The sequence below is a fragment of the Escherichia sp. TC-EC600-tetX4 genome (assembly GCF_019356055.1).
GTDB lineage: Bacteria > Pseudomonadota > Gammaproteobacteria > Enterobacterales > Enterobacteriaceae.
Genome location: NZ_CP079924.1, coordinates 2,433,269 through 2,458,029 on the forward strand (window position 1 = coordinate 2,433,269; position 24,761 = coordinate 2,458,029).

The window sequence follows — 24,761 nt, forward strand, 5'->3', positions numbered from 1 at the left end:
CCTCAGAAAAGATCGCTACGAGTTTCAAGCAGCTCTTCGACATCTTTGTCTGCCTTGATGATGATCTCATGCTCAATTTTAACGTTCATATTGATAGTGATCGGTTCCTTAGGTGCAGCGACTTCAATGCGAGGCGTACAGCCAACCAGCATAAAAGATGACGTCAACGCAGCCAGTAAAATTTTCATTGTTTTTCCTCACACTCTTTTCCTTGCGGACAGTCATTTCCCGGCAGACGTGCGTTCTGCTCCAGCCATGCCTGGAGATTATCGCCAAAGCGTAAACTGCGCCACAGCGTAAAAATATTCTCTTCATGATGGTAATTAAGGTTTACCGTACCGCTTTTACCATCAACGCGACTGGTACCTGTAATGTTGGCCTGCATGGTTAATAAACCGAGATTATCTAAATTAATTTTTGTCGATGAACGGCTAATTTCCATATAGCGCAACCAGTTAATTGCTGAACCCGCAGTCATATTGTCTTTTACCACCGCATCCGCAGTGTCTTTATCCAGTCGCAATGTCATCGGCCCGCTATTCGCCAGCCAGCCATCTTTCACAATCCATTTTTCATTGTTCAGCCATAACGGCAGTGCACCACTAAATGCCCCGGACATGGCGAATTGTTTCGGATTGACGGCGCTAACCAGTTCGCTGGATGAGAGATTATTCAGCCGCAACAGCGCCGGGTCATGTTGCGGCATACGTAATTGTTTCATCAGTACGTTACCGCCTAACACATCGACGCTAACATCAGTCAACAGCAAGGGTTCTTCTTCAGTCCACGGATAACGCCCTTGCAAATCAGCCGTAATATTTTTCGCTGTCACCAGATTAATCACTTCGGCAATTCGCAACGTAACGGGGCCGCGAGTCCCCAGATGCCAGGCTCCATCGGCAAAACGGAAAGGCAGGACAAAATCGACACCGTTAACCTGATTATCTGGCATCCAGGCACTACCGCCTTTCAACACGCCGTGTCCTCCCGCGCGGAATCCTTGTTCAGGCGCAGCAGAAAATGCAACCTGAGCATACAGTTCACCATCGCGTAAGTTCATCTTCCAGTCGGGTGGCACCAGCGGCTGGAATACGGTCAGTGATTGTTTAGGCCACCAGGCGTTACCGCGCAGACGAATACCGTCCCAGCGACCATTTACCCGAACCGGGCCAATCTCACCAGCATGTAAATCGCCTTTAAAGAGGAAATAGGTAGGATCGCGCCCATCGACGCTAAATTTTAAGGTTGATGGCGGTAACACACTGCCGCCAGTGAACAGCGTTTGCCCGGCGTCCAGTGACAGCGCGCCGCTAAAGGAGGGATGCTGTGCGTCACGTACCCAGACGATGGGCTTGTCGAGAATTAATCGCGGCTTTTCTACCGTCATCGTACCGTATTGTAACTGGTCGAAACCGGTGGAGAGATCGGTCAGCGTAATCGTGCTGTCATGCCACTCACCTTTTCCTGCGACATCCCAGGTGGCATTCATCGGTGTAAAACTCCCTTTTCCCCAGTAGCGCCACTGCCAGCGGCCAGCGTCAGGGAGAAAATCATTCGCCAGCCCATCCATATGCAGCACGAAATCGCCCAGTTCATTTTCATGCGCCTGCAAGATGGCCTGCAAACGTCCGTCAACACCACGTTGGGTGACTTTTACACCCGCTAAAGGCCAGCGGATTTCATCGATGTCCAGCGAATCGATGACTCTTCCCTTTGAACGAAGTAACGCGCCTGGCTCAAAGGTCAGCGTTGGGTCAGACAGACTTCCACTTAGCTGCGCAGGTAAACGGGCATATAAAATGAGGTCCGCCTGTTTCGCTTCACCGGTCAGCTGCAGAGGCAGCTGACTGTTATCCATGCTTAATTTTCCTGGGCCAAAATTAAGCACCGCGTTGCCCTTACCCGCTTGCCCCTGGGTCAGCACACTCAGTCGTCCGCTGACCAGAGCGTTCTCAAGCCCTGCCTGCCAGTTGTCGACTTTGACACCCAGTCGGCCACTCAAAGGAAAACCTGCATACGGCCAGCTCCAGCGACCATCGCTTACGGTCAATTGTTGACGAGTAATTTGCCACGGCAAATCGAGCAACGGATCGCCGTTATCCCGTGCCAGCACGATCAATTGCCCGCTATTTTCCTGCCAGTCCAGCTCGGCATCCACCAGTGACGGTTCCTGCGGCAAGTTTAACGTCGCAGTAGCATGCCCACTTACAGGAAGTCCATCCGGCACGAGCGGCATAGCAAATTCCCCCACCAGTTTTACCGGCGGCTGATTTTCAAACGCGACGACATCCAGTTCGCTGACTGTAAGTTGTTGCCCTTTCAGCTGGCCTTGAAATTTAACTTTTTCGCCCTGATAACGCAGTTGCTGGATATCAGAGGTTAATGCGAGAGAGAGTTTTCCCTGCCATTCCTGCCAGGGAGAAAAAATCAGTTTATCGATATTGATCCAGGTGTTAGGCAGCATGGCCTGCCACTGCGCGAGTGTTTTTGGAGCGGCTGGCGATTGCTCCGTCTGCGGCAATTTCGCCAGACAAGCAGAATCAAGTTCTACCGTGCCGACGTTCAATAACCAGCGGCTGGGATGTGAAAGGCTGGCGTTGGTGATATGCGCAAGCTGACAATCTCCCACCAGATAACGGAGATCGGGAATGATTAAACCTTTACGCGTAATGCGTGGGCTTTCATCTAATGCAATACGTGTCCCGAGCGGTAGCCAGATGCCCGCCAGCGTGGGAACCCACAGCCCGAGCGTCATCAGCAGCGTCAACGGCACAAGAATAATCAGTAATAACAGCGCGAGAACGGCTTTATATTTACCCAGCATGGGTAGTTAATATCCTGATTTAGCGAAAAATTAAGCATTCAATACGGGTATTGTGGCATGTTTAACCGTTCAGTTGAAGGTTGCGCCTACACTAAGCATAGTTGTTGATGAATTTTTCAATATCGCCATAGCTTTCAATTAAATTTGAAATTTTGTAAAATATTTTTAGTAGCTTAAATGTGATTCAACATCACTGGAGAAAGTCTTATGAAACTCGCCGTTTATAGCACAAAACAGTACGACAAGAAGTACCTGCAACAGGTGAACGAGTCCTTTGGCTTTGAGCTGGAATTTTTTGACTTTCTGCTGACGGAAAAAACCGCTAAAACTGCCAATGGCTGCGAAGCGGTATGTATTTTCGTAAACGATGACGGCAGCCGCCCGGTGCTGGAAGAGCTGAAAAAGCACGGCGTTAAATATATCGCCCTGCGCTGTGCCGGTTTCAATAACGTCGACCTTGACGCGGCAAAAGAACTGGGGCTGAAAGTAGTCCGTGTTCCAGCCTATGATCCAGAGGCCGTTGCTGAACACGCCATCGGTATGATGATGACGCTGAACCGCCGTATTCACCGCGCGTATCAGCGTACCCGTGATGCTAACTTCTCTCTGGAAGGTCTGACCGGCTTTACTATGTATGGCAAAACGGCAGGCGTTATCGGTACCGGTAAAATCGGTGTGGCGATGCTGCGCATTCTGAAAGGTTTTGGTATGCGTCTGCTGGCGTTCGATCCGTATCCAAGTGCAGCGGCGCTGGAACTCGGTGTGGAGTATGTCGATCTGCCAACCCTGTTCTCTGAATCAGACGTTATCTCTCTGCACTGCCCGCTGACACCGGAAAACTATCATCTGTTGAACGAAGCCGCCTTCGAACAGATGAAAAATGGCGTGATGATCGTCAATACCAGTCGCGGTGCATTGATTGATTCTCAGGCAGCAATTGAAGCGCTGAAAAATCAGAAAATTGGTTCGTTGGGTATGGACGTGTATGAGAACGAACGCGATCTATTCTTTGAAGATAAATCCAACGACGTGATCCAGGATGACGTATTCCGTCGCCTGTCTGCCTGCCACAACGTGCTGTTTACCGGGCACCAGGCATTCCTGACAGCAGAAGCTCTGACCAGTATTTCTCAGACTACGCTGCAAAACTTAAGCAATCTGGAAAAAGGCGAAACCTGCCCGAACGAACTGGTTTAATCTTGCCGCTCCCCTGCATTCCAGGGGAGCTGATTCAGATAATCCCCAATGACCTTTCATCCTCTATTCTTAAAATAGTCCTGAGTCAGAAACTGTAATTGAGAACCACAATGAAGAAAGTAGCCGCGTTTGTTGCGCTAAGCCTGCTGATGGCGGGATGTGTAAGTAATGACAAAATTGCTGTTACGCCAGAACAGCTACAGCATCATCGCTTTGTGCTGGAAAGCGTAAACGGTAAGCCCGTGACCAGCGATAAAAATCCGCCAGAAATCAGCTTTGGTGAAAAAATGATGATTTCCGGCAGCATGTGTAACCGCTTTAGCGGTGAAGGCAAACTGTCTAATGGTGAACTGACAGCCAAAGGGCTGGCAATGACCCGTATGATGTGCGCTAACCCGCAGCTTAATGAACTCGATAACACCATTAGCGAAATGCTGAAAGAAGGTGCACAAGTGGATCTGACCGCGAACCAGTTAACGCTGGCGACCGCAAAACAGACATTAACTTATAAGCTGGCGGATTTAATGAATTAATAGCTGCCACAGCTCCCGGCGGCAAGTGACTGTTCGCTACAGCGTTTGCCGTTGGGTAATGCACACATCCCAATCGCCGTACCATCCAGTTGACGGGCAACAGAAAGCGAACCGCCGATCATTGCACAATTTGCTTCTCCACTACTGGACATCGACGCTTTTAAACCTGGCGCTACGTGCGCGGCAGTCGCCTGCTGAACAGGTTCACTACTACACGCCGACAACAATAAAGCGGCACACCCTACCCAAAACGCTGCTCGCATCTTTTCTTCCTCTGATCTTCAAGCCAAACGACACCGCCATAAATAATAGGCAGCACAGAGGGCGGCGTCGAGAGCTGTCCTGCGCGTTGCCCCGCATTTTTACTTTTTTATGGCTATTTTTTTGCCCTCTGTTTGATCAAAACATTCATTACGCTGATGTGGGGGACACAAAAGCGAAAATGCAGAAGAAAGCCATTTGCTAAAATTGAAAGATTACTACTGGGCGCGCAGCAATTTCGTGCGCCCCTCATTTGCGCAATGTAAGGGTGTCATATGATTACTATTGACGGTAATGGCGCGGTTGCTTCGGTCGCATTTCGCACCAGTGAAGTTATCGCCATCTACCCTATTACCCCCAGTTCCACGATGGCAGAACAGGCTGATGCCTGGGCCGGAAACGGCTTAAAGAACGTTTGGGGAGACACACCACGCGTGGTTGAAATGCAGTCGGAAGCGGGTGCTATCGCTACCGTGCATGGCGCTTTGCAGACGGGTGCCCTTTCAACATCGTTTACGTCATCGCAGGGTTTGCTGCTGATGATCCCGACGCTGTACAAACTGGCAGGCGAACTAACACCGTTTGTCCTGCATGTAGCGGCACGTACCGTTGCCACACATGCACTCTCTATTTTTGGCGATCATTCCGACGTTATGGCGGTGCGCCAGACGGGTTGCGCGATGTTGTGTGCAGCAAACGTCCAGGAAGCGCAAGACTTTGCTCTCATTTCGCAAATCGCGACGCTGAAAAGCCGCGTGCCATTTATTCATTTCTTTGATGGTTTCCGCACGTCCCACGAAATCAATAAAATTGTCCCGCTGGCCGATGACACGATTCTTGATCTCATGCCGCAGGTCGAAATTGATGCTCATCGCGCCCGGGCACTCAACCCGGAACATCCGGTGATCCGCGGTACGTCCGCCAATCCTGACACTTATTTCCAGTCTCGCGAAGCCACCAACCCATGGTACAACGCGGTCTATGACCATGTTGAACAGGCGATGAATGATTTCTCTGCCGCGACAGGTCGTCAGTATCAGCCGTTTGAATATTACGGGCATCCGCAAGCGGAACGGGTGATTATCCTGATGGGCTCTGCCATTGGCACCTGTGAAGAAGTGGTTGATGAATTGCTAACCCGTGGCGAAAAAGTTGGCGTGCTGAAAGTTCGCCTGTACCGCCCCTTCTCCGCTAAACATTTACTGCAAGCTCTGCCGGGATCCGTACGCAGCGTGGCGGTACTGGACAGAACCAAAGAACCCGGTGCCCAGGCAGAACCGCTCTATCTGGATGTAATGACCGCACTGGCAGAAGCCTTTAATAATGGCGAGCGCGAAACTCTGCCCCGTGTCATTGGTGGGCGCTATGGTCTTTCATCCAAAGAATTTGGCCCAGACTGTGTACTGGCGGTATTTGCCGAGCTCAACGCGGCTAAACCGAAAGCGCGCTTTACGGTTGGTATTTACGATGATGTGACCAATCTGTCACTGCCGTTGCCGGAAAACACCCTGCCAAACTCGGCGAAACTGGAAGCCTTGTTTTATGGCCTTGGTAGTGATGGCAGCGTTTCCGCGACCAAAAACAATATCAAGATTATCGGTAATTCCACGCCGTGGTACGCACAGGGCTATTTTGTTTACGACTCCAAAAAGGCGGGCGGCCTGACGGTTTCTCACCTTCGAGTGAGCGAACAGCCGATTCGTTCCGCTTATCTCATTTCCCAGGCTGATTTTGTTGGCTGCCACCAGTTGCAGTTTATCGATAAATATCAGATGGCTGAGCGTTTAAAACCTGGCGGCATTTTCCTGCTCAACACGCCGTACAGCGCAGATGAAGTGTGGTCGCGCTTGCCGCAAGAAGTTCAGGCCGTGTTAAACCAGAAAAAAGCGCGCTTCTATGTGATTAACGCGGCGAAAATCGCCCGCGAATGTGGCCTGGCGGCCCGTATTAATACCGTCATGCAGATGGCTTTTTTCCATCTGACGCAAATTCTGCCTGGCGATAGCGCCCTCGCAGAATTGCAGGGTGCGATTGCCAAAAGTTACAGTAGCAAAGGCCAGGATCTGGTGGAACGCAACTGGCAGGCTCTGGCGCTGGCGCGTGAATCCGTAGAAGAAGTTCCGTTGCAACCGGTAAATCCGCACAGCGCCAATCGACCGCCAGTGGTTTCCGATGCCGCCCCTGATTTCGTGAAAACCGTAACCGCTGCGATGCTCGCCGGGCTTGGTGACGCCCTCCCCGTTTCGGCGCTGCCGCCAGACGGCACCTGGCCGATGGGCACTACGCGCTGGGAAAAACGCAATATCGCCGAAGAGATCCCCATCTGGAAAGAGGAACTCTGTACCCAATGTAACCACTGCGTTGCCGCTTGCCCACACTCAGCTATTCGCGCAAAAGTGGTGCCGCCTGAAGCGATGGAAAACGCCCCTGCCAGCCTGCATTCGCTGGATGTGAAATCGCGTGATATGCGCGGGCAGAAATATGTCTTGCAGGTGGCACCGGAAGATTGCACCGGTTGTAACCTGTGCGTCGAAGTTTGCCCGGCGAAAGACCGTCAGAATCCAGAGATTAAAGCCATCAATATGATGTCTCGCCTGGAACATGTCGAAGAAGAGAAAATCAATTACGATTTCTTCCTCAACCTGCCAGAAATCGACCGTAGCAAACTGGAACGTATTGATATTCGTACATCGCAGCTGATTACACCGCTGTTTGAATATTCAGGTGCTTGCTCCGGTTGTGGCGAGACGCCGTATATTAAATTACTGACTCAGCTCTATGGCGACCGGATGTTGATCGCTAACGCCACTGGCTGTTCTTCAATTTATGGCGGTAACCTGCCCTCTACACCGTATACCACCGATGCCAACGGTCGTGGGCCGGCATGGGCGAACTCTCTATTTGAAGATAATGCCGAATTTGGCCTTGGTTTCCGCCTGACGGTCGATCAACACCGTGTCCGCGTGCTGCGTCTGCTGGATCAATTTGCCGATAAAATCCCGGCGGAATTACTGACGGCGTTGAAATCAGACGCCACGCCAGAGGTTCGTCGTGAACAGGTTGCAGCTTTACGCCAGCAACTCAACGATGTTGCCGAAGCACATGAACTGCTACGTGATGCAGATGCACTGGTGGAAAAATCAATCTGGCTGATTGGTGGTGATGGCTGGGCTTACGATATCGGCTTTGGCGGTCTGGATCATGTATTGAGTTTGACGGAAAACGTCAACATTCTGGTGCTGGATACGCAATGCTATTCCAACACCGGTGGTCAGGCGTCGAAAGCGACACCGCTGGGTGCAGTAACTAAATTTGGCGAGCACGGCAAACGTAAAGCGCGTAAAGATCTTGGCGTCAGTATGATGATGTACGGTCATGTTTATGTGGCGCAGATTTCTCTCGGCGCGCAGCTGAACCAGACGGTGAAAGCGATTCAGGAAGCGGAAGCGTATCCGGGGCCATCGCTGATCATTGCTTATAGCCCGTGTGAAGAGCATGGTTACGATCTGGCACTCAGCCACGACCAGATGCGCCAACTCACAGCTACCGGCTTCTGGCCGCTATATCGCTTTGATCCGCGTCGTGCCGATGAAGGCAAACTGCCGCTGGCCTTGGATTCACGCCCGCCGTCAGAAGCACCGGAAGAAACGTTACTTCACGAGCAACGTTTCCGTCGGCTGAATTCGCAGCAGCCAGAAGTGGCAGAACAGTTATGGAAAGATGCTGCAGCTGATTTGCAAAAACGCTATGACTTCCTGGCACAAATGGCCGGAAAAGCGGAAAAAAGCAACACCGATTAAATGCTCTGGATAAGGATTATCCAATTCTAAAAAAAAAGCCCGGACGACTGTTCGGGCTTGTCTTTTTATATGTTGGAAAATCAGTGGCAATGCAATGGCCCAACAGAAAATAAAATCTGTGACAATAAAGGCATATAACCCGCGCAGAATAACGTATAGCAAATTAAAAGTATAATTTTTATTTTGTATGTATTATCTTCGATACATTCACCAGACTTATTATCATTTCAGAGGAATTATTTGATTAAGGTTTTACTTAAGGCGTAACAAATGATATTTATCGGCTAACTGAACTTCTCCTTTAGGATGTTTTCACTCCCCGAAATGGGGATAAAAGGCAAATAAAATAACTAAAGGATTTATTCAATGAAAAGCAAAGTACTGGCACTTTTAATTCCTGCCCTGCTCGCCGCAGGTGCTGCACATGCAGCCGAAGTTTATAATAAAGACGGCAACAAATTAGATCTGTATGGCAAAGTTGATGGCCTGCATTATTTTTCTGATAATTCAGCGAAAGATGGCGACCAGAGCTATGCGCGTCTGGGTTTTAAAGGCGAAACCCAAATTAACGATCAACTCACTGGCTACGGTCAATGGGAATACAATATTCAGGCAAACAACACTGAATCTTCAAAAAACCAGTCATGGACCCGTCTGGCATTTGCCGGGCTGAAATTTGCAGATTACGGTTCTTTCGATTACGGACGTAATTATGGCGTAATGTACGACATCGAAGGCTGGACCGATATGCTGCCTGAATTTGGCGGTGACTCTTATACCAATGCAGACAACTTTATGACTGGTCGAGCCAATGGCGTCGCGACTTATCGTAATACTGATTTCTTCGGTCTGGTAAATGGTCTGAACTTCGCGGTGCAGTATCAAGGTAACAACGAAGGAGCCAGTAATGGTCAGGAAGGCACCAACAACGGACGTGATGTTCGCCATGAAAACGGTGACGGCTGGGGTCTTTCCACAACATATGATTTAGGCATGGGCTTTAGCGCTGGTGCGGCATACACCTCTTCTGACCGCACCAATGACCAGGTTAACCATACTGCGGCGGGTGGTGATAAAGCAGACGCGTGGACTGCTGGGCTAAAATACGATGCTAACAATATTTACCTGGCAACCATGTATTCAGAAACGCGTAATATGACCCCGTTTGGCGACAGCGATTATGCTGTGGCAAACAAAACCCAGAATTTTGAAGTCACTGCACAGTACCAGTTTGATTTTGGTCTGCGTCCGGCAGTCTCTTTCCTGATGTCTAAAGGCCGTGACCTGCACGCTGCGGGTGGTGCAGACAACCCGGCAGGTGTTGATGATAAAGATCTGGTTAAATACGCCGATATTGGCGCGACTTACTATTTCAATAAAAACATGTCCACCTACGTTGACTATAAAATCAACCTGTTGGATGAAGATGACAGCTTCTACGCTGCCAATGGCATCTCTACCGATGATATTGTCGCTTTAGGTCTGGTTTATCAGTTCTAAATCCTCCTGCCCGCTGTTATGGCGGGCTTTTTCTGCTTATTCTTCCTCCTTTGATCTAAATTAAAAATGTGAACTCCGTCATTACACAAAAAGTGTCATCTGGCGTTACACTTTATGCGGATACTAAAACAGGAGGTTTTATGAACAGAACGATTCTTGTCCCTATCGATATTTCCGATTCAGAATTAACTCAACGCGTGATTAGCCACGTTGAGGAAGAGGCAAAGATTGATGATGCAGAGGTTCATTTCCTGACGGTAATACCTTCACTGCCCTACTATGCCTCTCTGGGTTTAGCGTATTCCGCAGAATTACCGGCAATGGATGACCTGAAAGCGGAAGCCAAATCGCAACTGGAAGAGATCATTAAAAAATTTAAACTGCCAACCGACAGAGTGCATGTCCATGTTGAGGAAGGCTCGCCCAAAGACCGCATTCTGGAATTGGCGAAGAAGATCCCCGCTCATATGATCATCATTGCTTCCCATCGACCGGATATCACCACTTATCTGCTCGGTTCCAACGCCGCAGCTGTAGTGCGTCACGCAGAGTGCTCCGTGCTGGTTGTGCGCTGACACTAACGCCCGCACATTGCTGCGGGCTTTTTGATTCATTTCGCAAATGTGCTGACATTTTCCCCTCTAATCCGTACCATACACGCCACAGTTTTTTATATCAGATTTCTTATGCTGGGCGTTCCGGCATGACGCATACTCTTCTGATGCCATATAACGAATTGAGTCGCTTTTAAATGTCGCAAAATCAAGAAATTAGTAAGAAAGAACAATACAACCTGAACAAGTAAGGGCAAAAATCACAACTCTCTGACTCATAAGTATTTTACTTATTTTTCAATGTGTTAAATATCATCAGCGACAACAATAAGCTACGATAATCCACTCTTTTTTTGCCCCTTTTTTGCCCCTTTTGCAGCGTTTTGCCCCATTTTTGCCACCGAAAAAAATTCCAAAACGTCTCAATCAAAGTCAAACCAACCGCAGCACGTTCTTGCATACGACGTGACTGCGGTTTTTCAACTATTCAGATACATCACTCCCATCACATTCATTCCTCCGCATCAAAGGCATATAGGCTATATCACCTTGATATTTTTCTTCTTCAGATAAAAACTGTTATCTATGTATACTTTTAAACCCAATCCGTGTAGAGTCTCTGCATAAGATAGTTTGCAGTTGCCACTTCAGCTTGCGCCATAAACCGCCTGATTTTTGCCGCCACCTGTTAGCATTCCTGTATACCTGAAACGACAATGTTTATCTACGAACTTTAAGAACACCCAGGATAAAAATTGTCAACTATATCATATATAACACATTACTAATTCGAGGCTATATGAACAGCATACTGATAATCACTTCGCTCCTTATCATATTCAGCATTTTTAGTCATGCTCTAATAAAATTAGGGATTGGCATATCCAATAACCCAGACAAAACCGATGTATAAGTCAACATATCCTGAATCAGACATACAATATCGCAATGAAAATCAATAATATTTTAAGGAATATCTTCATGAAATCAAAAGACACCCTAAAGTGGTTCCCTGCGCAGCTTCCTGAAGTAAGAATTATCCTAGGGGATGCTGTAGTGGAAGTAGCAAAACAGGGAAGACCTATCAATACCAGAACATTGCTTGATTACATTGAAGGAAACATAAAGAAAACATCATGGCTGGATAACAAAGAATTATTACAAACAGCGATATCAGTTCTTAAAGACAACCAAAATTTAAATGGTAAAATGTAATATAATAAACTTACTTTTTTATCATTTTTCCACTTTAACAACATTTTGCTCCACTTTTCCACGACCAAACAACTTGAAATCTGGTTAAAATAACACGCAACACTATTCTTCTTCCTTGAGTCCGCCCGGAACTCGAAAAACAAACCGAGTTAAAGCCATTTTTCACAAAATCGATTTTGGGTCTCACCAAAATTACGGGGTTGCATACGCATTCGTTTATTTTCGAACGTGTACATACAAATATGCACAAAAATAATCATAATTATTTTCTGAGATGCATTATGATATGAACACCAATTTCGTATAGAGTCTCACTATGTCTCAAATTTTTGCTTACTGTCGGATATCAACGCTGGATCAGACCACCGAAAATCAACGCCGGGAAATCGAAAGTGCAGGTTTTAAAATCAAACCTCAGCAAATAATCGAAGAACACATTAGCGGCTCAGCAGCAACCAGTGAGCGTCCTGGTTTTAACCGGTTGCTTGCTCGCCTGAAATGTGGTGATCAATTGATTGTGACAAAACTGGATCGCCTTGGTTGTAATGCAATGGATATCAGGAAAACAGTGGAACAACTGACCGAAACAGGTATCAGAGTGCATTGCTTAGCATTGGGGGGCATTGACCTGACCAGTCCAACAGGAAAAATGATGATGCAAGTAATTTCAGCAGTCGCTGAATTTGAACGAGACCTTTTACTTGAACGCACTCATTCCGGGATAGTAAGAGCCCGCGGCGCAGGGAAACGTTTTGGTCGACCTCCTGTGTTAAATGAAGAACAGAAACAGGTGGTATTCGAACGAATTAAGTCAGGTGTAAGTATAAGTGCCATTGCCCGGGAATTCAAAACCTCGCGGCAAACCATTTTAAGAGCCAAAGCAAAACTTCAGACACCTGACATATAAAAAATAATCTCGGTGTGAGATGCTTTACGTCTTCCAAGCCCCCTTCCTTGCCGTAAATGGAAAGATACATCTAATTATAGAATTTATATGTTTTACCCTACGGCAGTGCTGGCCATTCAATATCCTGTGCAGTTGACGTATCAACACGGTTCAGCAATACCCGATACTTTTTCCATGCTTCCAGCAACGAGATTTCTTCCTCCGTTGCAATTTCCAGATCTGCAGCATCCTGAAGCGGCGCAATATGCTCACTGGCTACCTGCATCAGGTTGTTTTTTGTTTCTTCCGCCTCCCGGATCCGGAACAGTTTTTCTGCTTCCGTATCCTTCACCCAGGCTGTGCCGTTCCACTTCTGAAACTCCCCTTCCGGCGATAACCAGGTAACATTTTCCGGTAACGGACCGAGTTCAGAAATAAATAACGCGTTGCCGGAAGCCACGTCATAAACCGTTTTACCCCGATGATCTTCAACGAGATGCCACGATGACTCATCACTGTTGAAAACAGCCACGAAGCCAGCCGGAATATCTGGCGGTGCAATATCGGTACTGTTTGCTGGCAGACCTGTATGAGGCGGAATATATGCATCACCTTCACCAATAAATTCATTAGTTCCGGCCAGCAGATTATAAATTTTTATGGTCCGTGGTTGTTCACTCATTCTGAATGCCATTATGCAAGCCTCACAATATAGTTAAATGCGATGTTTTTGACGGTGTTTTCCGCGTTACCAGCAGCGTTAACGGTGATGGTGTGTCCATGTGAACCAATCGCAACGGAGTGCGTATGAGCACCAATACCGACAGTATGCGCGTGTGCACCTGCGCTTGCAGCAGTGCCGGACAGTGAGTGGGTATGTGCGCCAGCAGATGATGTTGCATAGTTTTGATTATGCACAACAGACAATCTTGTTGATGCACTACCAGCACCGGAGTTAGCACTAGCCGTGTTCACGTTGGCTAGTGAGTGTGTGTGTGCTCCAGCCGAGTTTGTAGAGCCGCTCACACTGTGTGTATGTGCCCCGGTGTTATTCGTGGATTTAGTGCCGTAATCAAACGACGATGTGGTTTTCGTCCCCAAATCTGTACTGGATGCGCTGGCGCTGTGGGTATGCGATTTAATGCCGTCCTGTTCCTGAGACAATACGGCCCGACCACTGGCAGGTTTGCCCTTAATCGTCCAGCCACGCATATCAGGGATCACGCCTGACGGATAAGCGGCTGCAAGTTTCGGGTAAGCAGATTTGTCAAAAGCCTGCCCCTGCATCAGGGCATAACCAGACGGAACGGTATCTGATGGCCACGGGATTGGTGCGCCGACTGGGTAGCTTTCTGGTGGAAGATTTTTCGAGGTATAAACTTCTGCCCAGTCTTCCTCAAAACCATAACCGTCTCTTGAAGAACGGTAGAACAGACCACCATTTCTGTAATGCGCCTTCATCTGCAGGGTCCGGCAACTTCCGACTCCGGTATAGAAGTTAACCAGAATATAGCTGTCGCCAGAGCGGGTGACATTGTAAGCGCCAGATTCGGCATTCCATGGAACGCCACCATCCGCATCGGCATATGTATCCGTTGCCCTTCTGGCAAAAGCAGCCACATGCGCGGCGGTTAAAGTAATATCTTTGGAACCATCAAACTCAACACCAGAAACCCGTCTTGGCGTTTGCAGCTTTGTTGCTGTTAATGCATTACCGTTCAGACTTGCGGACAGTTTGGTTCCAATAACCAGTTCGCCGGTTGCGTTATCAATAGCAAACGGTCTTAATGTATTCCAGCCACCATAAACATCACCTTGATTGGTAAGCAGCAGGTAAGTTTTAGCGCCATCATTACGCCATAATGCACCATACTCCCCACCTATCATTCGAATCTGATTACCACCACGCGCTACAATTTCGTCTGTGGCAAAAAGTTTTTTGCACGACAAGTTATCGTTAACGATTAACGAATGAGACTCATAAAAACCACGCCCACTCTTAAAATCAAGGATAACGTCCGCCGCGATACATTCAGTCGCCGGATTTGTTGCCCCAAACTTATAGGTCGTATCATTAACAACGAGATCAGCACCAGGTGCGGATATTGACAGGCCATCTTCAATAAACGCAAAAACAGGGAAAGCAGCGCCATCAACATAGAACACAGAGCGCAAATCATCGCCCTTATTACTCATCATTATTGAGTGAATGGCTCGTTCATTGTTTTGATATTGCCAGAACATGCCATAAGCATAACGCCCCCTGTCAGTCCAGCCACCAGGCATAACAAATCCGTTAAACTCGCAGTTATTCATCGGATCGCCTGCGGTTCGCGTTGCCGTGGTGATAATGACTCTTGATGCCAGTTCGCTTACTGAGCCAGCAGAACGCATAACAACAACAGGGTAATATTTTCCAGATGTTGCACCTGCAGGAGCGTTAACCCGCACATAACGCATACCACGCTTATCAGCAAAGTCTGTTTTACTGACCGCGTTAATGTTGTTCAGGAAGCATCCCTTATCGGGTATATCAGCGCCGTTCTGGTCTTTCTGCAGACGTTTCTCTGCATTGTCATAGGCTGATTTTACTGCCTTTGGCGTTGCCGCCAGCGTTTCAGACGTACTGTTGGTCGCACTGCTGAGCTGTACTATCCCCTTTTTCGTCGTACTTGCATCCTCAAGCGCCACGGCGGATGCAATATCCTCTGCCCGTTTAGCTGCTGTCTCGGCGCGCGTTGCCGCGGATTCCGCCGTACTTTTGCTCTGAGCTGCCGCCGTCGCACTGCCAGCAGCCTCTGTCGCCTTCGTGGATGCCGTCGTGGCGCTGCTCTTCGCTGCTGACGCTTGTCTGGTCGCCTCATCTTTTGAAGCAGACGCCGATGATGCCGATGACGCCGCCGAACTGGCTGACGATGCGGCAGCCGTTTTTGAGGATTCTGCGCTTGTTTCCGACGCTTTCGCGTTCGTTTCGGATGTCTTCGCTGCGGAAGCAGACCTCGCTGCTGCGCTGGCCTGTTCAGTGGCTTCGCCAGCCTTCGTTGTGGCTGTTGAAGCAGACGATGCGGCGCTTTCTGCCGATTTTCCGGCGGCGGTGGCACTGGCTGAGGCCTGCCCGGCACTTGTTGACGCTGCACTGGCAGACGACGCAGCCGCTGTTTTTGAGCCTGCCGCAGCCGAGGCGCTCTGTCCCGCTGCCGTTTCAGAAGACCTGGCGTTCGTCTCGGACGTTTTTGCCGCCTTCGCGGAATTTCCTGCCGCCGTTGCCGAGGAAGCTGCACTACTGGCGCTTGATGATGCGTTCGTTTCTGATGATTTTGCCGCTTCTTTTGAGGCCGCCGCATCCCGGGCCGAGGTCGCAGCTTCTGATGCCTTCGTGGTCGCGGTGGATGCAGATGTGGCTGCTGATTGTAGTGACGCTGAAGCATTCGTTTCTGACGTTTTCGCCGCACCGGCACTGGTGGCCGCCGCGCTTTTTGAGGACTCTGCAGCGGCAGCACTTTTTGATGCTTCAGTGGCCTTTGTTGATGCCGTTCCTGCGCTGGAAGACGCTGACTGAGCCGACGACGCGGCCTGTCCGGCTGACGTGCTGGCTGCGCGTGCTGAGTCCGCAGCATCAGCCGCATGGGTTGCCGCCTCACGGGCTGATGTGCTGGCATCACTGGCTGACTTCTTCGCGGCTGCCGTGTTCTGTGCCACCGCGGACGCGTTACGCGCCACCTCTTCCACCATCAGTTCAAAACGGCGCAGTGCCTCCGGACGGGCATCATCCTCCGTCATGGCACCGAGAAAATCATTCAGCGTACCGGGTTGAGAATCTTCATACACGGTAATGGTCCCGGCATGTGACGGCGGGAATCCTTCCACCAACAGAATAACGCTGTACTGACCGTACTCAACGTCCATGCTGTAACGCCCGGCTTCATCCGGATTTTCTGAGGCCAGCGTGTTCACCACCACCGTGGTGCTGTTACGTTTTGCTTTCAGCTGGATTGTGCAGTTCTGTACCGGTTTTCCTGTGCCGTCTTTCAGTACACCTGAAATCTTTACTGCCATATTCACCCCACAAAAAAGCCCGCCTGAACCGGCGGGCTGTCATAACACTGTGTTACCTGGCTAATCAGAACTTATAACCGACACCCACGATGAAACCGTCAGTGCGCCAGTCGCCACTGCCGGGGCCTTCATAAGCAATATCAATGGCCACGGATTCGGTCGGGTTAAACTGCACGCCAGCTCCCCACGCCAGAGACGTGTTGCTGTGGCGACCGTCATCACTTCCGGTCAGCACGTCGTGCGTTTTCCCCTTGGGAAGGTGCGAACAAGTTCCTGATATGAGATCATCATATTCATCCGGAGCGCATCCCAGAGGGACATCATGAGCCATCAACTCACCTTCGCCGATAGTGAATTCAGCACTAAGCGCCGTCAGACCCGAAAAGAGATTTTCCTCTCCCGCATGGAGCAGATTCTGCCATGGCAGAATATGACCGCTGTCATCGAGCCGTTTTATCCCAAGGCGGGCAATGGCCGACGGCCCTATCCGCTGGAGACCATGCTGCGTATTCACTGCATGCAGCATTGGTACAACCTGAGCGACGGTGCCATGGAAGATGCCCTGTACGAAATCGCCTCCATGCGCCTGTTTGCCCGATTATCCCTGGATAGCGCCCTGCCGGATCGCACCACCATCATGAATTTCCGCCACCTGCTCGAGCAGCATCAACTGGCCCGTCAATTGTTCAAGACCATCAATCGCTGGCTGGCCGAAGCAGGCGTCATGATGACCCAAGGCACTTTGGTGGATGCCACCATCATTGAGGCACCCAGCTCTACCAAGAACAAAGAGCAGCAACGCGATCCGGAGATGCATCAGACCAAGAAAGGCAATCAGTGGCACTTTGGCATGAAGGCCCACATTGGTGTCGATGCCAAGAGTGGCCTGACCCACAGCCTGGTCACCACCGCGGCCAACGAGCATGACCTCAATCAGCTGGGTAATCTGCTTCATGGAGAGGAGCAATTTGTCTCAGCCGATGCCGGCTACCAAGGAGCGCCACAGCGCGAGGAGCTGGCCGAGGTGGATGTGGACTGGCTGATCGCCGAGCGTCCCGGCAAGGTAAAAACCTTGAAGCAGAATCCGCGCAAGAACAAAACGGCCATCAACATCGAATACATGAAAGCCAGCATCCGTGCCAGGGTGGAGCACCCGTTTCGCATCATCAAGCGGCAGTTCGGCTTCGTGAAAGCCAGATACAAGGGGCTGCTGAAAAACGATAACCAACTGGCGATGTTATTCACCCTGGCCAACCTGTTTCGGGTGGACCAAATGATACGTCAGTGGGAGAGATCTCAGTAAAAACCGGAAATAACGCCAGAAATGGTGGAAAAAATAGCCTAAATAGGCTGATTCGATGTGTTTGCGGGAAAAAAATCGGCCCAGATCCGCGAAATTTTAATCAGCGAGTCAGCTTGGGAAGAAATGACCTGCTTATTCGCACCTTCCCTTGTTGTCAGTTACGCGGAGATAATCCCCGGAGAAAGTCGACACACGGCTGTAAGCCATACCCGCCATCGCATACGCGCTGAACCATTCATTCACGCGCACAGACGGCCCCACCATCACGCTGAACCAGCGGTTACGCACGGAATCTTCATGCCAGCGGGTATCGCTGTAACGGGTAAGCTGGCGATTCTTGTCTCCTGCATAGCTGAATGGCCGCCCTGCTGCATTAACACCATAAATGGCGACTGACCAGTGGACAACCCAACAACAATATCCGTCATTTGTGCAGGCAACATGCGCATAGCAAAAGCCGTTTGTTTTGCCGACATTCCGGTTTTGCTTAATTGTGATTGAGTAACCTCAAGCTCACTCCGCATAGCACGAAGTTTTCCAGAAAGCTCCTCATACATTTCAGGAGAAAGCATCCCCTTAGCTTTTGCTTCATTGAGCTGTTTCTGTTGTTCTACCAGACGATTAAAAGCAGTTCCGACAGGATCAAGTTGAGCAATCAGACGTTGCAAAGCAACAACCTGTTCATCATGCGCTTTTGCTGCTTCTCGCTCTGCCTGAGCCTCTCCGGTAAGCTCTCGCCGTGTTTCCTGTATTTTTCGGCTATAATTCTCAAACTGAGAACCATTTATTTTCCCGGATGCAAACGCAGCATTAAGTTCATCATGCTGTTGTTCAAGATTTCTTAGCGCCGCAGCCAGAGGGTCGATCTTGTCCAGCATTCTTTGAAAGGCCTGAGCCTGCGCTTCCTGCTGAGCGGCAGCAAGTTTTCCGGCCTTCTCGGCTTCTCTCTGCGCTTGCGCAACCCCGCTCAATTCCTCTGTGGTTTCATTAAGTTTACGGACAAGAAATTCATATTCTTCTTTATCAATAAGCCCTTTATCGAAAAATTTCTTTAATTCAGAATAGCGTCGACCGACAGTATCAATTGCGGCACCAACTGGATCAATAGCTGCTTTTAATTTTGCGAGCGCGTTCTTCTCATCTTCTGTTGCCTTAGTCACTTTCCCTGCGCTATTTGCAGCAGTTTCCCCAGCCTGCGTCATTTTGACTAATGAGGAGGTCAGATTGTCAGCATTATTTTTCGCTCCAGTGCTATCAATAATTATTGCGAGACGCGAGGTTTGCTCTGCCATTTATTAAAACTCCTGACAACAAAAAACCCACCGCGAAGTGGGTTTCAGGCGACATAATAGTAGATATAGCGATTACGAGGCCACGCAATGCTTTTCTCCAGGAGCATCATCGATTTAATTAAAGACACCATCACATCTCTGTAACAGAGTGTACGTAATTAACAACTACACACACTGCTCCTGAAAATACTGGTCATCCAGTGCAAAGATCACTGCTTCAAATTCATCGCGCTCAATCAATACCGGATGAGTGGCTAAATATTCATTTATCTCTGTCAGAGATAAAGGCAAAGGCACCCCAGCCATTCCAGCATAACGTCGGGCACGGGATATTACCGAATAGGCGTACAACAACTCCTTAAGCACCGGGTCTATTTCTGGTTCCGGTATCGGTGGCAACCTGAGTTTTTCTCGCTTCCATCTTGCCTTTTCCCCCCTTTCTCCCCCGAACTCCGATAACCACCGCTGGGCAGCTATGGCTTTTTTATCGTATCCTGCTTCTGCTGCTCTTTACCCTGGGCGATGCTGGCTGCTTCTGCAAGGATCTGCCAGTACAACTCTGGATTCTGCTTAAGCAGCGCGATCCCTCGTTCTGCCGTATATTCCAGTGCAACCTCAACACCATTAACCAGTTCACCAACCCCTTTCCAGTCTTTCAGCAGATAACGAGCGGCATTATCAATGAGTAAATCATCAACAGAATCCACCTCGGAAACCTTTGAAATATCAAACTCCTTCGTTCCGACGTGCAAACTGGCATCCATTTTCTCAATGTGGCGACGGATTAATGCATTACGGGAGCGATACTGATCGTTATCGCTGCTTCTGCTCATCCGTCAGGCCAGACAGAACAATGACCGGAACAGAATCCATTTTGAGCATTTCAGCCGCCATAACACGACCGTGACCCGCAATAATTTCGCCCTTTTCGTCAATCAGCACCGGATTAGTCCAGCCGAATTGCTTAATACTTTCTACCAGTTGTGCCACCTGCTCAGTACTGTGCGTCCTGGCGTTGTGCGCATACGGTGACAATTCTTGTAATGGGCGATAGACTATCTTTAATTTCTCGCTCATACAGCCTTGCTTTATGAATAAAACGCACCCCAGCAGCCAGTGCTACTGGGGACGGAGGTGTTGCTGGTAAAGTTAGGTATTGGATCAATGAGTGAGTCAACATAATATTAAACTCACAATTATAAATCAGCCATATATTAGGAGCGCCAAAAAAAACCTGAAAACAATATAATAACAGGATAAATTTCAAGGCGACCAAGAATCATAGCTATGCACATTAAGCATTTTGCAATGTCATTAAGCACTCCGAATGACGATGCAGTAGCCCCAAAACCTAATCCCATATTATTAATACATGCAGCCACTGTTGCAAATGATGTAAGAAAATCATATCCCATACCATTTAACACCAGTATAAAAAACACCGTGAAGAGAGTATAAAGAAAAAAGAAACTCCATACAGACCTCATTACACGATCTGTAACTATCTTCCCTCCTACATTTACACTCAACAACGCTCTGGGATGAGAAAGCTGATTTATCTCGTGTTTGCTTTGTTTGAAAAGTATAAGAAATCGAAGTGACTTAATTCCACCACAAGTTGAACCTATACATCCCCCAAAGAAACTTGACAACAGCAAAAACACTATCGTGTGCGTGGGCCAACTTGCATAATCCTGCGTAGCTAAACCATTATCAGTGAGCATGGAGCTGGCAAGAAAAAACGAATGAATAAAACTTCCATGCAAGTCATACATACCTATATGCCAGACCTGGAAAGAGGTAACAATGATCACCCCTAAGGCTATTAACAGAAAGAAACGAAGTTCAATATCTCTGATTAAAGGTTTTATCGTTTTCCTGCTAATAACAATATACCAAAGAGTGAAGTTGAAAGCCGATAGCAGGGAAAAAGAACCAGCCACCAGCTCAACCAAATAGTTATTAAAATATCCGATACTCTCGCTATGAGTTGAGAAACCACCAAGCGAAACTGTGGAAATCCCGTGACAAATAGCATCAAACAAAGGCATTCCTGCAAGTCTATAACAGACAATACAAGCAATACCTAATAAAGAATAAGTTATCCACAGTGTCCGTGACGTATCGGCCAGGCGGGGAGTGAGTTTGTCATCCTTAAATGGCCCCGGCATTTCTGACTGATAAAGCTTTGCACCACCAATACCCAATAATGGCAATACAGCAACCGCCAGAACAATAACTCCTAAACCACCTATAAAATTTAACTGTGACCGATAGTACAAATATGCCCGAGGTAATGAACTAACATCATCAATTACAGTTGCTCCTGTTGTTGTTATTCCAGAAACCCCTTCAAACAGAGCATCAATGAACGTTAAATTAAGTTCTGAGTCAATCCATAAAGGGAATGCACTAATAACAGAAAACAAAATCCAAAACATTACAATTATAATAAACCCATCACGGGTACGTAATTGAATGCCAGATTTCTTAGTTGTATACCACGCTCCGCCACCAATGCAAAAAAATATAACGAAAGTTATAAAGAAAACAAACAGGCTTTTTTCTTTATAAAACAATGCTACAACCATTGGTGGCAACATTGAAAGACTATAGAGCCAAACCAGGAACCCACACATATGAGTAACAACTCTTACATGAGATGTATTCATATCTAAATATTCTTTCAATTATAACCACCTTGCTGCAATATTATGATTATACTGTATAAAATTTAACTCCTCTTAGATCTTACTTCACTGTTCCTTATGAAACAATCATCAAAATGAATCATATTGTAGTTAAGATTTTACTTTAAACACTGCTCGGTTATGTATTGCTGAGCACCTTCAAGTTGGGCCTGCATCATTACCAGTCGTTCCCGGAGGGTGAAATAATCCCGTTCAGCGGTGTCTGCCAGTCGGGGGGAGGCTGCATTATCCACGCCGGAGGCGGTGGTGGCTTCACGCACTGACTGACAGACTGCTTTGATGTGCAACCGACGACGACCAGCGGCAACATCATCACGCAGAGCATCATTTTCAGCTTTCGCATCAGCTAACTCCTTCGTGTATTTTGCATCGAGCGCAGCAACATCACGCTGACGCATCTGCATCTCAGTAATTGCCGCGTTCGCCAGCTTCAGTTCTCTGGCATTTTTGTCGCGCTGTTCTTTGTAGGCGATGGCGTTATCACGGTAATGATTAACACCCCATGACAGGCAGACGACGATGCAGATAACCAGAGCGGAGATACCGATGCTGCTTTCGGCTCTGCTGGTAAATTATCGCCCGGTATGCAGTAACGAAATTTACCGCCCTGATTTACGCGAATCAGACGACCTTTGCTGATTGCCATTGCCAGCGTTGAAGCCACTTTGCGTGATGTGGTACCAAACAATGTAGCCAGCTCATCAGCCGTTTGTGGTCCTCGTTGTTCAATCGTCGCGGTTAAATCGCACTCTGAGATTTTCGCTACTGTTGCTGTGGTGATTTCTTCCGGCAGTTCTGCCTGCGCTGGCTGTTCCTGCTGAACATTGTTATCAGCCACACGCCAGGTGTACGCGCTTTTATCAACAAAACCAGCCTTTTTCAGTTCCCATAGTTCGTTCAGCACTTCTTCACGACTGATATCAAGTCGCGCAGCAAGTTCTATGGATGTGGCTTTTCCCATTGCTTTCAGTGCGTCAAAAACAGTCTCCATTAAATTTTTCTCCCGGTAAAAATTACTTCGCAATTCCTGGCTGGACGACATTCGGACGCCAGCTCTCCCAGTTAAAATTCACCCATCGCCCGCCGTTCATGGTCATGCGATCCATAATCCGCTCGCCGAGCAATGTTTTCATGGCCTCATAGTTCAGGTTTGTCAGCATCCCCACGCTGCGCATCGACGCTGTCCGGCGATCAACAATCTGGTGCAGTACCACCTGCTCGTTTTTCGTCTCGCGCTGAATGCCAATTTCATCAAGAACCAGCAGATCCACTTCGCACAGTTCCCGCAAAAATTTTTCGCCTGACTGCCCATCGTCATAGCTGGCGTGCAGGGCACTCATAACATCAGCCACGGTAACCACAATCACTGTCTGACCGTCTTTCAGCAGGCGATTCCCTATAGCTGCCGCTAAGTGGTTCTTCCCGGTACCAGGTTTTCCGCTGAACGCAAAATTTGTACACCCGGTCATCAGTTCATCAGCGATGGATTTCGCCTGACTCAACGCGTATCGCTGCCCTTCGTTCTGCACCTGGTAATTCGAAAACGAGCATTTGCGGTGCAATGGCTGGATGCCAGAGCGATTCAGAATTTTTTCCACCCGCAACTGACGATTCTGACGGTTGATCTCCTCACAACGTTTCTGGCCTTCGGAAAGTTGCCACTCGCGCCACTCCGCTACCGTCTTGAATGGCGCGGTTACATGTGACGGGGCCAGTCTGCGGATACGTTCAAGAACATCGCCTGTCGCAATATTTTTCATGGTCAGTTACCCCCTGAAGCCTGGCGGGATCGCACTATCCGGTAACGAGACGGTGTTAACCTGTCGGAGTAACGTCTCAGGTCGAACACCTTTCGGCGCGAACAAGCCCTGGTATTCATTGGCGATGCTGTGTCGAATCACCTGCTCAGGTGAAAAACCCTGCTGGCGGAATTTTTCCAGCTCCCGTATCGCCCCGTTAGCGCCCTGCTCCGTTCGAATCGGTTTTCGCAATGCCTGGCGAAATTCAACCCACTCACGCCAAAGCGAGACAGAAATCCAGTTCGGCAAAGTAATATCCAGAGGGTCAAACTTTTTGACACCTCGATTCCCCCGGGGGGGATTTAGGGGGGGATCTGTTTTTAGATCTTTATCTGTATCTTTATTAGTTGCCTTTGTGTTGACATCATGTTCAAACACCACTTCAACATCTGTTTGAACACCTGTTAAATTTCTCTCTTGTTTTGTTTGAACATCTGCTTCCTTTCTGCTTCTTCTGGCCTGAACAGATGCTTTTCCTGCGGCTGATTTTTTGGTTAATTTTTCCCTGACTGATGCCAGATCTTCCTCAATCCGAAGATGCACCCATTCCTCGCCGTTATCGCAAAAAAACTCCTGCAAGGATGGTTCAACATCAGCCCATCGCTCGTTAGTCAGACGGGCAATTTTTGCCAGCCTGTTTTTAGGTATTGGCTTTCCTGTTTGCCAGTAATTGAACATCAGCAACAAATACGCACCATGCTCCTCTGCTGACAAATGCATGGTGTCAGCCAGGTAATCAGCTATGTACAGTTGCATGTATGGTAATGCGGCCATAATTGCCCCGTATGATGCTGCCCGGTGGCTTAGAATAAGCACAAACAGCATGGAAA

Annotated in this window: 21 protein-coding genes and 4 pseudogenes; 10 read left to right on the forward strand and 15 right to left on the reverse strand. The window is 48.5% G+C overall.

The features are described 5' to 3' along the window. Positions 1–2: 2 nt before the first annotated feature. A complete protein-coding gene (locus KXD89_RS11735; RefSeq protein WP_000698145.1) occupies positions 3–188 on the reverse strand; it encodes a YnbE family lipoprotein in 186 nt (61 codons plus the stop codon). Continuing rightward, positions 185–2,824, reverse strand: coding sequence for a YdbH family protein (locus tag KXD89_RS11740; RefSeq protein ID WP_000900941.1), 2,640 nt, complete (start codon positions 2,822–2,824; stop codon positions 185–187). Before KXD89_RS11740 ends, KXD89_RS11735 begins: the two co-directional genes overlap by 4 nt. Positions 2,825–3,031: 207 nt before the next feature. Between KXD89_RS11740 and ldhA the strand changes: the two genes are divergently transcribed. Both ldhA and hslJ read left to right on the forward strand, forming a co-directional pair. Continuing rightward, complete coding sequence (ldhA, locus tag KXD89_RS11745) at positions 3,032–4,021, forward strand: D-lactate dehydrogenase (RefSeq protein ID WP_000762236.1); 990 nt, start codon at positions 3,032–3,034, stop codon at positions 4,019–4,021. Positions 4,022–4,131: 110 nt separating this feature from the next. Continuing rightward, positions 4,132–4,554, forward strand: coding sequence for a heat shock protein HslJ (gene hslJ / locus KXD89_RS11750; RefSeq protein ID WP_001298828.1), 423 nt, complete (start codon positions 4,132–4,134; stop codon positions 4,552–4,554). Here the strand turns inward: hslJ and KXD89_RS11755 are convergent. Beyond that, entirely contained in the window at positions 4,551–4,817 is a 267-nt protein-coding gene (locus tag KXD89_RS11755; protein ID WP_001295715.1) for a DUF333 domain-containing protein, read from the reverse strand. The genes hslJ and KXD89_RS11755 overlap by 4 nt on opposite strands. 273 nt (positions 4,818–5,090) lie before the next feature. On the opposite strand from KXD89_RS11755, the gene nifJ reads away from it, so the two are divergent. The 6 genes from nifJ to KXD89_RS11785 all read left to right on the forward strand — a co-directional run bounded on the left by nifJ (position 5,091) and on the right by KXD89_RS11785 (position 12,791). Then, positions 5,091–8,615, forward strand: a complete 3,525-nt coding sequence (gene nifJ, locus KXD89_RS11760) for a pyruvate:ferredoxin (flavodoxin) oxidoreductase (RefSeq protein ID WP_000628244.1) — start codon at positions 5,091–5,093, stop codon at positions 8,613–8,615. Positions 8,616–8,981: 366 nt separating this feature from the next. Next, positions 8,982–10,115 (forward strand): porin OmpN, encoded by a 1,134-nt coding sequence (ompN, locus tag KXD89_RS11765; RefSeq protein WP_000837921.1) that lies wholly within the window; start codon positions 8,982–8,984, stop codon positions 10,113–10,115. Between the two features lie 140 nt (positions 10,116–10,255). Continuing rightward, positions 10,256–10,690, forward strand: coding sequence for a universal stress protein UspF (uspF, locus tag KXD89_RS11770; RefSeq protein WP_001300461.1), 435 nt, complete (start codon positions 10,256–10,258; stop codon positions 10,688–10,690). Positions 10,691–11,468: 778 nt separating this feature from the next. Continuing rightward, positions 11,469–11,582: a YnaM/YnfT family protein gene (locus KXD89_RS11775; RefSeq protein ID WP_120795384.1), complete on the forward strand. Its 114-nt coding sequence runs from the start codon at positions 11,469–11,471 to the stop codon at positions 11,580–11,582. Between the two features lie 68 nt (positions 11,583–11,650). Beyond that, a complete protein-coding gene (gene ydfK / locus KXD89_RS11780) occupies positions 11,651–11,884 on the forward strand; it encodes a cold shock protein YdfK (protein WP_000836770.1) in 234 nt (77 codons plus the stop codon). Between the two features lie 316 nt (positions 11,885–12,200). Continuing rightward, a complete protein-coding gene (locus tag KXD89_RS11785; protein WP_000078178.1) occupies positions 12,201–12,791 on the forward strand; it encodes a recombinase family protein in 591 nt (196 codons plus the stop codon). Between the two features lie 97 nt (positions 12,792–12,888). On the opposite strand, the gene KXD89_RS11790 is transcribed toward KXD89_RS11785, so the two are convergent. The 3 genes and pseudogenes from KXD89_RS11790 to KXD89_RS11800 all read right to left on the reverse strand — a co-directional run. Next, positions 12,889–13,464, reverse strand: coding sequence for a tail fiber assembly protein (locus tag KXD89_RS11790; protein ID WP_001698950.1), 576 nt, complete (start codon positions 13,462–13,464; stop codon positions 12,889–12,891). After that, positions 13,464–16,826, reverse strand: a complete 3,363-nt coding sequence (locus KXD89_RS11795) for a prophage tail fiber N-terminal domain-containing protein (RefSeq protein WP_000279097.1) — start codon at positions 16,824–16,826, stop codon at positions 13,464–13,466. Before KXD89_RS11795 ends, KXD89_RS11790 begins: the two co-directional genes overlap by 1 nt. Positions 16,827–16,890: 64 nt before the next feature. Beyond that, positions 16,891–17,079, reverse strand: a pseudogene (locus KXD89_RS11800) (Ail/Lom family outer membrane beta-barrel protein); the annotation flags it as partial. Between the two features lie 69 nt (positions 17,080–17,148). Here KXD89_RS11800 and KXD89_RS11805 point away from each other — a divergent pair. Beyond that, on the forward strand, positions 17,149–18,129 hold the full coding sequence (locus KXD89_RS11805; protein ID WP_000019448.1) for an IS5-like element ISKpn26 family transposase: 981 nt from the start codon (positions 17,149–17,151) through the stop codon (positions 18,127–18,129). Next, entirely contained in the window at positions 18,111–18,359 is a 249-nt protein-coding gene (locus KXD89_RS22445) for a hypothetical protein (protein WP_306304598.1), read from the forward strand. The genes KXD89_RS11805 and KXD89_RS22445 overlap by 19 nt, the downstream gene beginning before the upstream one ends. On the opposite strand, the pseudogene KXD89_RS11810 reads toward KXD89_RS22445, so the two are convergent. The 9 genes and pseudogenes from KXD89_RS11810 to KXD89_RS11850 all read right to left on the reverse strand — a co-directional run. Beyond that, positions 18,271–18,486 (reverse strand): annotated as a pseudogene (locus tag KXD89_RS11810) (Ail/Lom family outer membrane beta-barrel protein); the annotation flags it as partial. The gene KXD89_RS22445 and the pseudogene KXD89_RS11810 sit on opposite strands and share 89 nt — an antisense overlap. Before the next feature lie 2 nt (positions 18,487–18,488). After that, a pseudogene (locus KXD89_RS11815) lies at positions 18,489–19,421 on the reverse strand (phage tail length tape measure family protein); the annotation flags it as partial. A gap of 473 nt (positions 19,422–19,894) precedes the next feature. Then, positions 19,895–20,254, reverse strand: coding sequence for a protein YdaY (ydaY, locus tag KXD89_RS11820; RefSeq protein ID WP_000091628.1), 360 nt, complete (start codon positions 20,252–20,254; stop codon positions 19,895–19,897). Further along, positions 20,235–20,498 (reverse strand): ParB/Srx family N-terminal domain-containing protein, encoded by a 264-nt coding sequence (locus tag KXD89_RS11825; protein ID WP_001350510.1) that lies wholly within the window; start codon positions 20,496–20,498, stop codon positions 20,235–20,237. Before KXD89_RS11825 ends, ydaY begins: the two co-directional genes overlap by 20 nt. A 137-nt stretch (positions 20,499–20,635) precedes the next feature. Further along, on the reverse strand, positions 20,636–22,093 hold the full coding sequence (gene trkG / locus KXD89_RS11830) for a Trk system potassium transporter TrkG (RefSeq protein ID WP_001097895.1): 1,458 nt from the start codon (positions 22,091–22,093) through the stop codon (positions 20,636–20,638). Positions 22,094–22,289: 196 nt separating this feature from the next. Beyond that, the gene (gene rzoD / locus KXD89_RS11835; protein ID WP_001228696.1) at positions 22,290–22,475 is read right to left on the reverse strand and encodes a prophage lysis lipoprotein RzoD; all 186 of its coding nucleotides are present in this window, start codon (positions 22,473–22,475) and stop codon (positions 22,290–22,292) included. 195 nt (positions 22,476–22,670) lie between these two features. Continuing rightward, a pseudogene (locus KXD89_RS11840) lies at positions 22,671–23,123 on the reverse strand (DUF1627 domain-containing protein); the annotation flags it as partial. A 22-nt stretch (positions 23,124–23,145) separates the two neighbouring features. Beyond that, on the reverse strand, positions 23,146–23,892 hold the full coding sequence (locus tag KXD89_RS11845; RefSeq protein WP_000788970.1) for an ATP-binding protein: 747 nt from the start codon (positions 23,890–23,892) through the stop codon (positions 23,146–23,148). Between the two features lie 6 nt (positions 23,893–23,898). After that, positions 23,899–24,756: a YdaU family protein gene (locus tag KXD89_RS11850; protein WP_000899748.1), complete on the reverse strand. Its 858-nt coding sequence runs from the start codon at positions 24,754–24,756 to the stop codon at positions 23,899–23,901. Positions 24,757–24,761 lie beyond the last annotated feature (5 nt).

Bases quoted from the DNA above. Each gene is read 5' to 3' on its own strand.
- KXD89_RS11735 (WP_000698145.1), bottom strand. From the start codon at position 188: ATGAAAATTTTACTGGCTGCGTTGACGTCATCTTTTATGCTGGTTGGC.
- KXD89_RS11740 (WP_000900941.1), bottom strand. From the start codon at position 2,824: ATGCTGGGTAAATATAAAGCCGTTCTCGCGCTGTTATTACTGATTATT.
- ldhA (WP_000762236.1), top strand. From the start codon at position 3,032: ATGAAACTCGCCGTTTATAGCACAAAACAGTACGACAAGAAGTACCTG.
- hslJ (WP_001298828.1), top strand. From the start codon at position 4,132: ATGAAGAAAGTAGCCGCGTTTGTTGCGCTAAGCCTGCTGATGGCGGGA.
- KXD89_RS11755 (WP_001295715.1), bottom strand. From the start codon at position 4,817: ATGCGAGCAGCGTTTTGGGTAGGGTGTGCCGCTTTATTGTTGTCGGCG.
- nifJ (WP_000628244.1), top strand. From the start codon at position 5,091: ATGATTACTATTGACGGTAATGGCGCGGTTGCTTCGGTCGCATTTCGC.
- ompN (WP_000837921.1), top strand. From the start codon at position 8,982: ATGAAAAGCAAAGTACTGGCACTTTTAATTCCTGCCCTGCTCGCCGCA.
- uspF (WP_001300461.1), top strand. From the start codon at position 10,256: ATGAACAGAACGATTCTTGTCCCTATCGATATTTCCGATTCAGAATTA.
- KXD89_RS11775 (WP_120795384.1), top strand. From the start codon at position 11,469: ATGAACAGCATACTGATAATCACTTCGCTCCTTATCATATTCAGCATT.
- ydfK (WP_000836770.1), top strand. From the start codon at position 11,651: ATGAAATCAAAAGACACCCTAAAGTGGTTCCCTGCGCAGCTTCCTGAA.
- KXD89_RS11785 (WP_000078178.1), top strand. From the start codon at position 12,201: ATGTCTCAAATTTTTGCTTACTGTCGGATATCAACGCTGGATCAGACC.
- KXD89_RS11790 (WP_001698950.1), bottom strand. From the start codon at position 13,464: ATGGCATTCAGAATGAGTGAACAACCACGGACCATAAAAATTTATAAT.
- KXD89_RS11795 (WP_000279097.1), bottom strand. From the start codon at position 16,826: ATGGCAGTAAAGATTTCAGGTGTACTGAAAGACGGCACAGGAAAACCG.
- KXD89_RS11805 (WP_000019448.1), top strand. From the start codon at position 17,149: ATGAGCCATCAACTCACCTTCGCCGATAGTGAATTCAGCACTAAGCGC.
- ydaY (WP_000091628.1), bottom strand. From the start codon at position 20,254: ATGAGCAGAAGCAGCGATAACGATCAGTATCGCTCCCGTAATGCATTA.
- KXD89_RS11825 (WP_001350510.1), bottom strand. From the start codon at position 20,498: ATGAGCGAGAAATTAAAGATAGTCTATCGCCCATTACAAGAATTGTCA.
- trkG (WP_001097895.1), bottom strand. From the start codon at position 22,093: ATGAATACATCTCATGTAAGAGTTGTTACTCATATGTGTGGGTTCCTG.
- rzoD (WP_001228696.1), bottom strand. From the start codon at position 22,475: ATGCGAAAGCTGAAAATGATGCTCTGCGTGATGATGTTGCCGCTGGTC.
- KXD89_RS11845 (WP_000788970.1), bottom strand. From the start codon at position 23,892: ATGAAAAATATTGCGACAGGCGATGTTCTTGAACGTATCCGCAGACTG.
- KXD89_RS11850 (WP_000899748.1), bottom strand. From the start codon at position 24,756: ATGCTGTTTGTGCTTATTCTAAGCCACCGGGCAGCATCATACGGGGCA.